The 12214-nt window shown below is 67.1% G+C and carries 12 protein-coding genes; 5 read left to right on the top strand and 7 right to left on the bottom strand.

The window, feature by feature from the left end:
- Positions 1–86 precede the first annotated feature (86 nt).
- Entirely contained in the window at positions 87–422 is a 336-nt protein-coding gene (locus OHZ10_RS28450) for a type 1 fimbrial protein (protein ID WP_059240235.1), read from the top strand.
- 36 nt (positions 423–458) lie between these two features.
- On the opposite strand, the gene OHZ10_RS28455 is transcribed toward OHZ10_RS28450, so the two are convergent.
- From OHZ10_RS28455 to OHZ10_RS28465, 3 genes are all read right to left on the bottom strand, one after another.
- Positions 459–1331: a LysR substrate-binding domain-containing protein gene (locus tag OHZ10_RS28455; RefSeq protein ID WP_340624844.1), complete on the bottom strand. Its 873-nt coding sequence runs from the start codon at positions 1329–1331 to the stop codon at positions 459–461.
- Between the two features lie 107 nt (positions 1332–1438).
- On the bottom strand, positions 1439–2338 hold the full coding sequence (gene bla, locus OHZ10_RS28460; RefSeq protein ID WP_256086252.1) for a class A beta-lactamase: 900 nt from the start codon (positions 2336–2338) through the stop codon (positions 1439–1441).
- Positions 2339–2550: 212 nt separating this feature from the next.
- Positions 2551–3396, bottom strand: a complete 846-nt coding sequence (locus tag OHZ10_RS28465; protein ID WP_256086251.1) for a peptidoglycan DD-metalloendopeptidase family protein — start codon at positions 3394–3396, stop codon at positions 2551–2553.
- 500 nt (positions 3397–3896) lie between these two features.
- Here OHZ10_RS28465 and OHZ10_RS28470 point away from each other — a divergent pair, with 500 nt between their 5' ends.
- Together OHZ10_RS28470 and OHZ10_RS28475 are read left to right on the top strand one after the other, a co-directional pair.
- The gene (locus tag OHZ10_RS28470) at positions 3897–4793 is read left to right on the top strand and encodes a LysR substrate-binding domain-containing protein (protein WP_342705084.1); all 897 of its coding nucleotides are present in this window, start codon (positions 3897–3899) and stop codon (positions 4791–4793) included.
- Between the two features lie 35 nt (positions 4794–4828).
- Positions 4829–5215, top strand: a complete 387-nt coding sequence (locus tag OHZ10_RS28475) for an ester cyclase (RefSeq protein WP_059240222.1) — start codon at positions 4829–4831, stop codon at positions 5213–5215.
- Between the two features lie 68 nt (positions 5216–5283).
- Here OHZ10_RS28475 and OHZ10_RS28480 read toward each other — a convergent pair whose 3' ends face one another.
- On the bottom strand, positions 5284–5496 hold the full coding sequence (locus tag OHZ10_RS28480) for a hypothetical protein (RefSeq protein ID WP_174991252.1): 213 nt from the start codon (positions 5494–5496) through the stop codon (positions 5284–5286).
- A gap of 218 nt (positions 5497–5714) precedes the next feature.
- On the opposite strand from OHZ10_RS28480, the gene OHZ10_RS28485 reads away from it, so the two are divergent.
- Entirely contained in the window at positions 5715–7886 is a 2172-nt protein-coding gene (locus OHZ10_RS28485; RefSeq protein ID WP_342705085.1) for a hypothetical protein, read from the top strand.
- A 103-nt stretch (positions 7887–7989) separates the two neighbouring features.
- Here OHZ10_RS28485 and OHZ10_RS28490 read toward each other — a convergent pair whose 3' ends face one another.
- On the bottom strand, positions 7990–8730 hold the full coding sequence (locus OHZ10_RS28490; protein WP_059240217.1) for a sulfite exporter TauE/SafE family protein: 741 nt from the start codon (positions 8728–8730) through the stop codon (positions 7990–7992).
- A 133-nt stretch (positions 8731–8863) separates the two neighbouring features.
- Positions 8864–9865: an aldo/keto reductase gene (locus OHZ10_RS28495; protein WP_174991255.1), complete on the bottom strand. Its 1002-nt coding sequence runs from the start codon at positions 9863–9865 to the stop codon at positions 8864–8866.
- 143 nt (positions 9866–10008) lie between these two features.
- Between OHZ10_RS28495 and OHZ10_RS28500 the strand changes: the two genes are divergently transcribed.
- Positions 10009–10920 (top strand): LysR family transcriptional regulator, encoded by a 912-nt coding sequence (locus OHZ10_RS28500; RefSeq protein WP_342705086.1) that lies wholly within the window; start codon positions 10009–10011, stop codon positions 10918–10920.
- Positions 10921–10984: 64 nt separating this feature from the next.
- Here the strand turns inward: OHZ10_RS28500 and OHZ10_RS28505 are convergent, their stop codons facing one another.
- Complete coding sequence (locus tag OHZ10_RS28505; RefSeq protein ID WP_059240211.1) at positions 10985–12139, bottom strand: porin; 1155 nt, start codon at positions 12137–12139, stop codon at positions 10985–10987.
- Between the last annotated feature and the right edge of the window lie 75 nt (positions 12140–12214).

Genomic DNA, 12214 nt, shown 5'->3' on the forward strand with positions numbered 1-12214 from the left:
GCCGTTTACGCATATAGCATCGCAGCGTTAGACGGACTGCCACCCGAGCGGCCCCGCTGCGACGCGCTTCCTCTCTGGAGCCTGTCATGAAGCATCGCCTGTTCGCCGCCTCGTTCGCCCTGGCTGCCACGCTTCTGGCCTCGTCCTCGTCCTTTGCCGGCGGCACGTCCGGCATCATTCATTTCTCCGGCATGATCGTCGAGCCGCCCTGCTCGTTCGCACTCGACACGGCCGATATCGCCCGTCCGCACGTGCGCCCCGACTGCCCGCGTCCTGCGAGCGGACAAGTCGCGTTCGTCGACGCGGCCAGCCTGCGCACGATCAAGACCACGACCTTTACTCAGGCCTCGCGCGCAATCGTTTTACCTGACCGTCCGGGCAGCGATCATGCCCCGATGATCGCCGTCGTGACCTACCAGTAGAGCCCGCTGCCGCACGCCCGTCGCCGAGGCCGCGCGTCAGTCGCGATGGCGCGCGATCCAGTCGCTGAACGCGCGGATCTTCTGCTGGCTGGCGAGGTTTTCGGGGTAGACGAAGAAGTAGCGTGCGCCCGTCTCGAGCACGATGTCGAACGGCCGTTCGAGCCGGCGTGCGCTGACGTCGTCGTCGACGAGCGTCACGTCGCCGATCGCAATGCCGAAGCCCTGCATCGCCGCATTCGTCGCGAGATCGAGCGTGTCGAACGTCGGCCCGCGCGCGGGATCGACGCTGCGCTCGCCCGCGTGATCGAGCCATGCACGCCAGTCGCGATGGTCGCGCGTCGGATGCAGCAGCGTATGACGCGCGAGATCGCCGAGCGCGTCGAGCGGCGCCGCCTGACGTAGCTCGGGCGCGCAGACGGCTGTCAGCCGCTCGTCGAACAGCGGCAGCGCGACGACGCCCGGGCCCGGCGACGTCCCGTAGACGATCGCCGCATCGAACGGCTCGGTCGAGAAATCGACGACGTGCTGCCACGTGGTCGTGATCTGCACATGCAGATCGGGATGCTCGCCCTGGAAGCGCATGATGCGCGGCAGCATCCAGCGCATCACGCAGGTCGGCACCTTCAGCGCGAGATCGGTACGCTGTCGCGTCAGCCGCATCGAGATGTCCTCGATCCGCGCGAAGCTCTCGTTCACGACCGGCAGCAGTTGCTCGCCCTCCGCCGTCAGCGTGAGCCCCTTCGCATGCCGCTTGAACAGCGGAAATCCGTAATGCGCCTCGAGCGTCTGGATCTGCCGGCTCACCGCGCCCTGCGTGATGCACAGCTGCTCGGCCGCACGCGTGAAGCTGCGGTGGCGAGCCACCGTCGAGAAGATCTGCAGCGCGTGCAGGGGCGGAAGTCGGCGCATGGCGAACGGGATACAGGGAAACGGCGCGGAAGGACCGCGCGCCGACGCCGGCGCGCGCTGACCGACACGATAAGCCAAACGCCGGCTTTGCGCGAGACGCCGGGCGCTCAGGCCGTCGCGGCCAGTGCACCCGCCGCGATGCGCGCTGCCGATGCGACGACGTCCGCGCGAACCGCCGCATCGGCCTGCTGCTGCGTGAACGACACGGCCATCACGATCGGCGCACGCGACGGCGGCCACAGCACCGCGATATCGGTCGTCGTGCCGTAGCCGCCCGTGCCGGCCTTGTCAGCGACGCGCCAGCCCGGCGGCACCCCCGCCGCGATGCCGGTCGCGCCGCGCGCGCCGCCGGCCATCCATTCCGTCAGCTGCGTGCGCTGCGGCTCTTGCAGTGTCTTGCCGAGCAGCAGCCGCTGCAGCGTGTCGACCATCGCGACCGGCGTCGACGTGTCGCGTTCGTCGCCGGGCGCGGCCTGGTTCAGTTCGGGTTCCCAGCGATCGAGGCGGAACGTCGTATCGCCGCTCTCGCGCGCGAACGCCGTGACGGCCTGCGGGCCGCCGAGCACGCCCATCAGCAGGTTGCCCGCGCCCTTGTCGCCCGCTTGCAGCATCGCCTCGCACAGCTGCGCGATCGTCAGGCCCGTGTCGACGTGGCTTTCCGTGACCGGTGAGCCCGCCACGATTTCATAACGGCGGTAGAGGATGCGGCGCGGCAGCAGCGACGCGTCGAGCGAACCGCGCGCGAGCATCGCGGCGGCCGCCATGACCGCATACGTGCCGCACAGCGGGAAGCGTTCGCGCGCGTGATGAGCGATGCGCACGCCGTTCGACGTATCGAGCGCGGCGACGCCGAGCCGCCCGTTCGACGCCTTTTCGAGCGCGGCCAGTTCGGCCTGGGCGGCATGGGCGCGCCCCTGGTCGGCGACCGGTGCGGACGTGCAGGCGGCGACGAACGGCGCGGCAACGGCGGCAAGCAACAGCGAGCGGCGTGTCGGAGAGTGTTCCATGGATAAGATGTGTTCGGTCGGAAACGGTGGCACGAAGCAACGCGGGCGCGCATCGGCGAAGCGCCCCCGTTCACGCCGACGGCCGGCCCGCGACGGCCTTCGCCGCGCATCCCCGAAAGACGCCCGTCGGCCCCGCATGAAGCGCGGGACGCGCATGAACAGACCCTAGCGTAGCAGCGACCGCCGCCACGTTCCAGCAAAACGGCCCTGCGTCACCCTTGCGACGACGGCAGGTACGGCATCGGATTCACCGGCTTGCCGTCGCGCCGCACCTCGAACAGCAGCGCGACGCGCGAGTTGTCGAGGTCGCCCATCTCGGCGATCTCGTCGCCCTGGCGCACGATGTCGCCCGTCTTCACGAGCAGCTTGCGGTTGTGCGCATAGGCAGTCAGGAAATCCGCGTTGTGCTGGACGATGATCAGGCTGCCGTAATCGTTCAGGCCGGTGCCCGCGTACATCACGCGGCCGTCGGCCGCGGCGCGGACCGGGTCGCCCGGCCGGCCGGCGATCTGGATGCCGCGGTTCTGCCCCGGCCGGAAGCCGTCGACGATCTTGCCGTTGGCCGGCCACTTGAGCGCGACGCCGCCCGCATGACGCTTCGTTTCCTTGACGACCTGGCGATCGTTCGTGCTCGATGCGGTGGTCTGTGAAGCGGCCTGGCTACCTGCGGCCCCATTGCCCGCGGCAGTTTGCGTGCCTGCCGCGCCGGCCGGCGGCAGCGGCTGCTGCTTGACGATGCGCAGCACCTGCCCCATCCGCAGCCTGCCGTTCGGGGCCAGCTTGTTCCAGGTGCGCAGGTCGGCCACGCTGCAGTTGTTCGCTGACGCGATGCCCGTCAGCGAATCGCCGCGCTTCACGACGTACTTCTGCGCGACGAGAATCGGCGCCGGCGGCATGGTGTTTGCCGACGGCGCAGCAGGCTGGCTCGAATCGGACGGCTGTCCCGCCAGCGTATCGCTCGGCGGAACGGACTGCGTGCTTGCACAACCGGCCATGACGAGCACGGCGGCCAGGCCCGACAGCCGCGCCGCATTGCGGTAAATCTCGCGCGTTTTCATGGACGATCCGACTCCGGTTTGACAATCTTTCAAGCATCTCAAAAACGGATCGGCCGACGTGTAACCGGATGCAAACAATGATGACAAACGATCACGAACCGGATGCCGGCCGGCATTCGATACCGGTAATACGGTCCGATTCAGAAAAACTTGATGGTCTTTTTGCAGGAAGGCGGAAGAATTTTCGTCGCTGAAAACTATGACAGATTTGTTTCAATAGGCGCGAGGCCGCACTCAACGCAACCATCCGACGAATTCGGAACAGGCCCACGCGACGCCGATGCACAGGAACAGCAGATGCAGCGCGATCTTGAACGACACGCCCCACGACGAATCGATCTGCATGACGGGCTCCCCGGTTGATGTGCGTCCATGATCGGCCATCGATCGCGCCCCTGAAATGCGGAACCGGCGAATCGGGTCTCAGGCTGCGCCTGAGACCCGGGCGGCGGTTCCTGCTAACTTATCGGCCATTCCACCGCCATCGCCCCCTGCCCATCATGCGCTTCGACCTGACCGACCTGCGGCTCTTCCTGAACATCTGCGAAGCCGGCACGATCACGAGCGGCGCCGAGCGCACGCACATCACGCTGCAGGCCGCGAGCGAACGCATTCGCGGCATGGAAGACGAGCTCGGCGTGCCGCTGCTGCACCGGACCAAGTCCGGCGCGCAGGCAACCGACGCGGGCCGCGCGCTCGAACACCACGCGCGCACCGTGCTGCAGCAGATCGACCACATGCGCGGTGAACTGCAGCAATACGGCCAGGGGCTGCGCGGCCATATCCGGCTGCTGTGCAACACGGCGTCGCTGAGCGAATACCTGCCCGACGCACTGGCCGACTACCTGCCGCACCATCCGAAGCTGTCGATCAGCGTCGAGGAGCGCTCGAGCCAGGAGATCGTGCATGCGCTCCGCAACAAGACGGCCGAGATCGGCATCGTCGCCGATTCGGTCGGGCTCGGCGGGCTCGAACAGAAGCCGTTCCGCGAGGACTGGCTGATCGTCGTCGTCCCGGCCACGCATCCGCTCGCGGCGCACGACACCGTCGCGTTCGACGACATCGCCGGCGAAGACTTCATCGGCCTCACCGACGGCAGCGCATTGCAGGTGCATCTCGCCGACCAGGCCCGCGCGCTCGGCAAGCGGATCCGATACCGCGTGCAGTTGAAGAGCTTCGACGCGATTTGCCGCGTGATCGCGAGCGGCGTGGGCATCGGCATCGTGTCGCGGCATGCGGCCGAGCGCGCGATGCAGACGATGGACGTGCGGCTCGTCGAGCTGTCCGATGCGTGGAGCCACCGGAAACTGACGCTCTGTGCGCGGTCGTTCGATACGCTGCCGAAGTACACGCGGGAATTCGTCGCGTTCTTGTCCGGCGAGACAACGTCGCCGTAACGCGCGCCGCATCGTCGATACACGGAGACCTGACCATGACCGAAACCGATCTCGCCACCCGCTATCGCGCGTATATCGATTGCCTGAACCGGCAGGACTGGGCGGCGCTCGGCGAGTATGTCTCCGACGACGTGATCCACAACGACCGGCCGCTCGGCCTCGCCGGTTATCGCGCGATGCTGGAACAGGACTACCGCGACATTCCCGATCTCCGCGTCGAGATCCGGCTGCTCGTGTGCGAGGCGCCGCGCGTCGCATGCCGGCTGCGCTTCGCCGGTTCGCCGAAGGGAACATTCATGGGGCTCGCCGTCGATGGCCGGAAGGTCGGGTTCGCCGAGAACGTGTTCTACGCGTTTCACGAAGGCAAGATCCGTCAGGTCTGGTCGGTGATCGACAAGGCGGCGATCGAGGCACAGCTTTAGCCCCGTCGCAGCGACCGCTTGCCGGCCCGGACCGGTGCACCGATATCCGGCCTGATACGGCCTGATCCTTATGGATAACGTTTTCTCTCGTCATCCTTCGAAAGCGCGCCGCCAATCAGTCTTGCTGCCTGCCGCAGCTGCACCCGCATCCCGCGCGATGCCATCTCATTCATTGAGAGAATTCCGCGCGATTTCCGTGCAATCTTGATCCGCATACCCGTTTCACCATTCCCACTATCCGGGTTTTCACCGGCGCATCCGGCGTGAAAGTTCGTTGACATCGCGTCGCTCGATGCCTAAATTTGGAAAACGTTTTCCAATGCTTCAGCGCGACGCCGGTCACGGCCCGTGCAGGGGGGAACGCTTGCCCGCTCGAGTTGTGATTCAGGCCGTCCGCCTTCAGGGATCAGGGTTGCAAGGCGGAGGTCAGGTACGGGCATCGAGCGCGGCAACGGCCACACCCGCCCGTCCTTCATCACTATTCGAAACTGGAGACACAATGCATCCGCGCAGCAGATTCGCGCTCGGCGCCGCGTTCAGCGCCCTTTCCGTCCTGTTCGTCAGCGCATGCGGCGGCAACGACGTGACCGACACGCCGGCGGCATCGCCTTCGTCGTCCGCACCGGCGACGCCCACGCTCGCGTCGAATTCGCTGCAGGCGCTCGTCTACGGTGCGCCCGACACCAGCGTGGCGGCCGGCACCGGCATTCCGGTCACGATGATGGGCCAGATGCGCGCGCTGTTCGACCTGATCCGGAAATCGCCCGACTTCACGCAGGTCGTGATGGATCTCGGCGACGGCACGCCCGTCCACGTGCTCGATACGAATACCGGCGACAAATTCCTGCCCGGCAAGCTCGCGCTCGGCCTGTCGTACATCCTGATCGACATGAAGTCGAAGAACGACCCGCAATACGCAAGCTACCTCGCGACGTACCAGACGATCACGACCGCGATGATGGCGCAGTCGGGCAGCAACTACACGTATGCGAACACGTCGTGGGGCGAGTACTACTATCTCGTCGCGCTGAACAACCTGAAGGCGCACGGGATGCTCAACGAAGTCTTCAGCGACGCGATGCTCGCGACGCTGCAGCAGCGCCTGACCTTCTGCGACATGTTCGGCCCCGATGCGAGCGGCAAGACCAGTACGTGCCCGGCCGCCGGCACGCCGATCGATATCGCATCGCTCAACACTGCGCAGAATTACTATGCGGTGTCCTACGGAATTGCCGGGCTGCGCCAGAAGCTCGGCTGGAGCAGCCCGTCGTTCGCCTCGAAGACCGATCCGTCCGTGGCGACGATGGGCGCGCGCGACGCGCTGCTGTACACGCTGACGAACCACATCCGCAACGATTCGTCGGGCGGCTTCTCCGACGAAGCGTCGAACACGCACACGACCTACTACGACCAGGCGCGCTTCGACCGCTACAGCACGCTGCTGATCGGCGAGGTGGTCGAGCGCACGTTCGAGATGGACAACGTGGCGAACCTCACGCCCGAACTGAAAGGCTATCTGCGCAAGTCGGTGGACCTGATCCTGCCGCAGCTGAACGCCAACGGCCAGGGCTTCAACTACGGCCGCTCGATCGGCCCGTACGGCGATTCCGCGTTCATGGAAGTGCTGACGGCCGCCGCCAACGCGGGGGTGCTGACCGACCAGGAGAAGCAGGTTGCGTATGCGTTCATCTACCAGGCCGCGCATCGTTTCGACACGTACTGGTACGACCCGTCGCTGCCGACGCCGTCGGTGAACATGTGGGTCAAGGGCCGCGGCACCGACGCGTATCGCGGCAAGCCGCGCGTGATGGGCGAGAACTTCAGCCTGCTGCACCAGTACCTGTACGTGAATGCGTGGTGGAACAAGCTCGGCTTCGGCGGCAAGGCGCCGATGGCCGATGCGGACTACGGCGCATGGCTCGACGCGCTGCCGCGCTACACGCTCACCTGGTACAACCAGCCGACCGATGCCGCGCACCCGTACAGCGCGGCGCTGCTCACCGTGCGCGACGGCCGGCGCGTGATCAACCTGAACCTGAGCCAGGCGCCCGACTACAACTCGTTCACGCCGTACTACCCGGTGCCGTTCTCCGACAAGCTGATCTACGGCACGACCGACCTCGGCTACGCGCTGCTGGTGCCGCAGGTCACGTACAACGCGAAGAGCTACATTCCCGTCACGTACTACAAGAACCTGAGCGTGCAGCAAAGCAACGGCCAGGTGGTCGTGTCGTTCGATACGACGAAGTTCCGCCTCGCCTCGAAGAATGCGGCCTACACGACGGATCTCGACCTGCAGGTACACACGGTGCTGACCTTCGCGCACGGCGCGGTCACACGCAGCGATACGCTGAGTTCGGGCACGCTCACGGGCAACCTCGCGGTCGAGACGGACTTCACTTCGTTCGCGGATTTCGCGTCGACGCAGGCCAACGGCGACGGCGTGTCGGTCACCTATGCGAACAGCCCCGCGACCGGCTATGCGGCGTCCGGGTTCGACACCTGCGCACTGTCCGCCTTCGACACGGCGAACGGTACGACGAACCCGCTGTCGACGACGCCGATCGGCCAGCTGCATTCGAACTTCGCGTGCACGACGAAGCCGTTCGCACTCGGCGCGGGCGCGACGCGTACGGTCGGGTGGACGCTGAAGTACGCCGATCCGGCCTGAGCCGTGTGATCCACGCCGCGTGAACGCGCCCGAAGCCGGTTGCCGAAACCGGCTTCGGGCGCTTCACAACCCGGCAGGCGTCACACTCGCCCGGAATACCCGTTCACAGCCACCCCGAAACCGCCATATACGCGCCGAGCGCCATCAGCCCGACGAAGAAGCAGCGCTTGAACGCCTGCTCGCTCATCACGCGCCGCGCATACTGGCCGCCCACCATCCCGGCCAGCGCCGGCACGAGCGCGAGCGCCGACACGCCGAGATCGACCGTCTGCAGCGCGCCCGTCACGCGCAGTTGCAAACCGAGCACGATCGTCGACGCGGTGAACGACAGCCCGAGCGCCTGGATCAGGTCGTCCTTCGACAGCCGCAGCGCCTGCAGGTACGGCACGGCCGGCACGACGAACACGCCGGTCGCGGCCGTCACGACACCCGTCAGGTAGCCGACCACGGCCGACAGCCATTTTTCATGGCGCCCCGGCGCGGGCAGCCGCGCGGCAGCGAGCCCCCACAGCCCGTACAGGATCAGCACCACGCCGAGCGCCGCGTGCGTCCAGGAACTGCCGGCCGCGAGCGCGGGCAACCCGCCCGTCAGCGTCCCGATCGTGAGACCGGCGAGCAGCGGCCACAGCCGGCGCAGCAGCGGGCCGAACGACGGGCCGAGCCACAACTGCCACACGTTGGTGATGAACGACGGTACGAGCAGCAGGCTCGCCGCGGCCGACGGCGGCATCGCGAGCGTCAGCAGCCCCATCGCGATCGTCGGCAGCCCGAGCCCGATCATGCCCTTGACCGCGCCGGCCAGCAGGAAAACCAGCACGATGATCGTCAGCGTATGAATTTGCATGGAGGCGGTTCCATCCGGTTGAGTACGGCGCCGATGGTGCCGCCCCGCCATGCTGCCCGCCATCTGGCTTTGCCTGAGGCTGGCTAGGGCCCGCCGGACGGGCCTGTCAGGCCCGTCGATCCGGCCCCGTGAATCACCCCCGTCCCTGCTCGCTGTCGAGGTGCGCCATTTGAGCGGCCGGATAGCGCTCGCCGGCAGCCGCCCCGGCGGGCACCGCCGCTTCGATGCGGGCGAGATCATTGACCGTTAGTTGCAACTTAGTCGCCAGCAAACCATCCTGCAGTTGCGTGCGCTTGCGCGCGCCGACCAGCGGCACGATGTCGGCGCCGCGCGACAGCGCCCACGCGATCGCGACCTGCGCCGGATTGCTGCCCTTCTCGTCGGCGATCGTGCGCAGCGCATCGACGAGCGCGAGGTTGTGCTCGAGGTTCTCGCCCTGGAAGCGCGGGCTCGCCGCGCGGAAATCGCGCTCGCCCTGCCGTGCCGCGCTCCAGCGCCCGCCGAGCAGCCCGCGCGACAGCACGCCGTAGGCCGTGACGCCGATGCCGAGCGCGCGGCAGGTCGGCAGGATGTCGGCTTCGATCCCGCGCGACAGCAGCGAATACTCGATCTGCAAGTCGGCGATCGGTGCGACGGCCGCCGCGCGGCGGATCGTGTCGGCGCTGGCTTCGGACAGCCCGACATGGCGCACGTACCCGGCCTTCACGAGATCGGCGATCGCGCCGACCGTGTCCTCGATCGGCACGGCCGGATCGACGCGCGACGGCCGGTAGATGTCGATGTAGTCGGTGCCGAGCCGCTTCAGCGAATACGCGACGAAGTTCCGGATCGCGTCGGGCCGCGCGTCATAGCCGGCAAACCCGCCGGCCGGATCGCGCAGCGCGCCGAATTTCACGCTGATCAGCACCTGGTCGCGTGCCCGGCCGCGCAGCGCGTCGCGGATCAGCATCTCGTTGTCGCCCATCCCGTAGAAATCGCCGGTGTCGAGCATCGTGATGCCGTGGTCGAGCGCCGCATGCAGCGTCGCGATGCTTTCGTCGCGGTCGGCCGGCCCGTAGAAGTCCGACATTCCCATGCAGCCGAGTGCGATGGCCGAAACCTGCGGGCCGGTGCGGCCCAGTTGACGCGTGTCCATGTCCGTTTCCTTCGAGTGGTGAGTGGATGGAGCGGATTCTGGTCGCTTTGCCGCGCGCGATAAACGCGAAACGTTCCACCAAACCATTCGACGCTGATTAACAATGGAGACTGTCTTCCATCACCGCCAAGGTTCTCGCCCGCATGGATCATCTGCAAGCAATGCGCATCTTCGCGCGCGTCGCCCATCTCGGCAGCTTCACGAAGGCGGCCGAGCAACTGCAACTCCCCCGTCCGACCGTCAGCAACGCGGTCCAGTATCTGGAAAGGCACCTGAAGATCCGCCTGCTGCAACGCACGACGCGGCGCGTCGCGCTGACCGCCGAAGGCGCGACCTACTACGAGCGCTGCGTGCGACTGCTCGCCGATCTCGACGATGTGGAAACGCTGTTCGAGGACGCCGGCACGTCGCCGCGCGGCGTGATCCGCGTCGACCTGCCCGAGCGTTTCGCGCTGAACCAGGTGATCCCGGCGCTACCGGATTTCCATGCGCGCTACCCCGACCTGCGCGTCGTGATCAGCACGACCGACCGCTTCGTCGATCTCGTCGCCGACGGCATCGACTGCGCGGTGCGGGTCGGCGTGCTGTCCGATACGTCGCTCGTCGCGCGGCGCGTCGGCGAGATGGCCCAGATCAACTGCGCGTCGCCCGCGTACCTGGCGCGCCACGGCACGCCGCGCTCGCCGGACGAGTTGCCGGACCACGTCGCGGTCGGCTATTTCTCGAGCCGCACGGGCCGCGAGCTGGACTGGGAATATGCGGACATGGATTCGGGCGACGTGCACACGGTGAAGATGCACAGCGTCGTGTCGGTCAACAGCTCGCAGGCGTATCTCGCGTGCTGCGTCGCGGGCCTCGGGCTGATCCAGGCGCCGCGCGACGGGCTCGCGCCGCTGCTCGCCGACGGCGCGCTGGTCGAGGTGCTGCCGGAATGGAATGCGGGGCCGCTGCCCGTATCGGTGGTGTTCCCGACCGGCCGGCACCTGGCGCCGCGCGTGCGGATCTTCGTGGACTGGCTCGCGGAAACGCTCGGCGGCATGCACCGGGCGGACTGACGCGGACCGGTGCCGGGGCGCCCGGCCCCGGCCCCGGCCACCGGCCACCGGCCGGTCGAAACGATCAGAACTTGTGGCGGATCGCGGCGCGCACCGCGAACTGGTTCGACGACGCCGACGGGCCGTCCGTCCCGACGACGTAGCCGCCGTCGGCCGCCGTGCCCGTCTTGTCGCCGGCCACCTTCTGCCACGCGCCCTGCAGGTAGACGTCGGTGCGCTTCGACAGGCTGTAGTCGGCCATCAGGCCGACCGTGTGGTACTTCGGTTTGAACGAGCCGGCCGCGGCATCGAACTTGCCGTCCGTGTACACGTACTGCGCGCCGAGATAGAAATCGGGCGTGAGCTGGTACTTGCCGTTGATCTCGAAGTTCTGGAACTTGGTCGCGGTCAGCCCGAGGCCGGCGAACGTCGACGCCGGCAGGTAGACGGTCGACACCGGGTTCTTCACGTCCGTCTTCGTGTAGACGAAGCCGACCGTCGCCGGGCCGAACGTATAGTTCACGCCGCCGCCGAAGATGCGCAGGCGATCGGCGACGAAGTTCGCGTCGTCGGCCGAGATCGCGCCCGCGCTGCCGACGCCCGGGTTGTTCGCCTGCAGGTATGCAGCGGCGACCTGCAGCCCGGCCAGCGAATACTGCGCGCCGATGCTGTACTGGCGGTTGTTCGAGAAGCCCGTGCTGTTGCTGAAGCTGTACGTGCCGCCGAACGTCAGGCCGTTCCAGTCGGGGCTCGCGTACTTGACCGTGTTGTTGACGCGGAACGAGTTGTCCGTGTTGTCGTTGTCGAACGGGTGCGAGAACAGCGTGCCGCCCCAGTTGCCGTTCGCGGTCAGCGGCGCGAGATAGTCGACGACGGAGTCGTACTGGCGGCCGAACGTCAGCGTGCCGAAGCGCGACTGGCTCAGCCCGACGAACGCCTGGCGGCCGAACATGCGGCCACCCTGGCCGAGCCGGCCGTTGTTCACGTCGAAACCGTTTTCCAGCGTGAAGATCGCCTTCAGCCCGCCGCCGAGATCCTCGCTGCCCTTCAGGCCCCAGCGGCTGCCCTGCGCATAACCGCTCGCGAGCTGGTAATTCGTCTTTCCGACCCCATTGACGTTGACGTTGTTCGTGTAATTGAAGCCTTCGTCGATCAGGCCGTACAGCGTCACGCTGTTCTGGGCAAAGGCCGGCGCGGCGAAGGCAGCGAGCGCGGCGGCAAAAATGACGTGCTTCTTCATGACGGATCTCCGGAGCCGAGGGCCGGGCAGGCCGAGCGCCCGGCGAATGTTTGGTCTGTTCTATGTGTGGCCCGC

The organism is Burkholderia arboris, assembly GCF_038723655.1.
GTDB classification, from domain to species: domain Bacteria; phylum Pseudomonadota; class Gammaproteobacteria; order Burkholderiales; family Burkholderiaceae; genus Burkholderia; species Burkholderia arboris.

Excerpts from the sequence above, each read along its gene's own strand:
- OHZ10_RS28470 (WP_342705084.1), top strand. The coding sequence starts at position 3,897 with ATGCGCTTCGACCTGACCGACCTGCGGCTCTTCCTGAACATCTGCGAA.
- OHZ10_RS28485 (WP_342705085.1), top strand. The coding sequence starts at position 5,715 with ATGCATCCGCGCAGCAGATTCGCGCTCGGCGCCGCGTTCAGCGCCCTT.
- OHZ10_RS28455 (WP_340624844.1), bottom strand. The coding sequence starts at position 1,331 with ATGCGCCGACTTCCGCCCCTGCACGCGCTGCAGATCTTCTCGACGGTG.
- OHZ10_RS28505 (WP_059240211.1), bottom strand. The coding sequence starts at position 12,139 with ATGAAGAAGCACGTCATTTTTGCCGCCGCGCTCGCTGCCTTCGCCGCG.
- OHZ10_RS28490 (WP_059240217.1), bottom strand. The coding sequence starts at position 8,730 with ATGCAAATTCATACGCTGACGATCATCGTGCTGGTTTTCCTGCTGGCC.
- OHZ10_RS28495 (WP_174991255.1), bottom strand. The coding sequence starts at position 9,865 with ATGGACACGCGTCAACTGGGCCGCACCGGCCCGCAGGTTTCGGCCATC.
- OHZ10_RS28480 (WP_174991252.1), bottom strand. The coding sequence starts at position 5,496 with ATGTCAACGAACTTTCACGCCGGATGCGCCGGTGAAAACCCGGATAGT.
- OHZ10_RS28465 (WP_256086251.1), bottom strand. The coding sequence starts at position 3,396 with ATGAAAACGCGCGAGATTTACCGCAATGCGGCGCGGCTGTCGGGCCTG.
- OHZ10_RS28475 (WP_059240222.1), top strand. The coding sequence starts at position 4,829 with ATGACCGAAACCGATCTCGCCACCCGCTATCGCGCGTATATCGATTGC.
- OHZ10_RS28500 (WP_342705086.1), top strand. The coding sequence starts at position 10,009 with ATGGATCATCTGCAAGCAATGCGCATCTTCGCGCGCGTCGCCCATCTC.
- bla (WP_256086252.1), bottom strand. The coding sequence starts at position 2,338 with ATGGAACACTCTCCGACACGCCGCTCGCTGTTGCTTGCCGCCGTTGCC.
- OHZ10_RS28450 (WP_059240235.1), top strand. The coding sequence starts at position 87 with ATGAAGCATCGCCTGTTCGCCGCCTCGTTCGCCCTGGCTGCCACGCTT.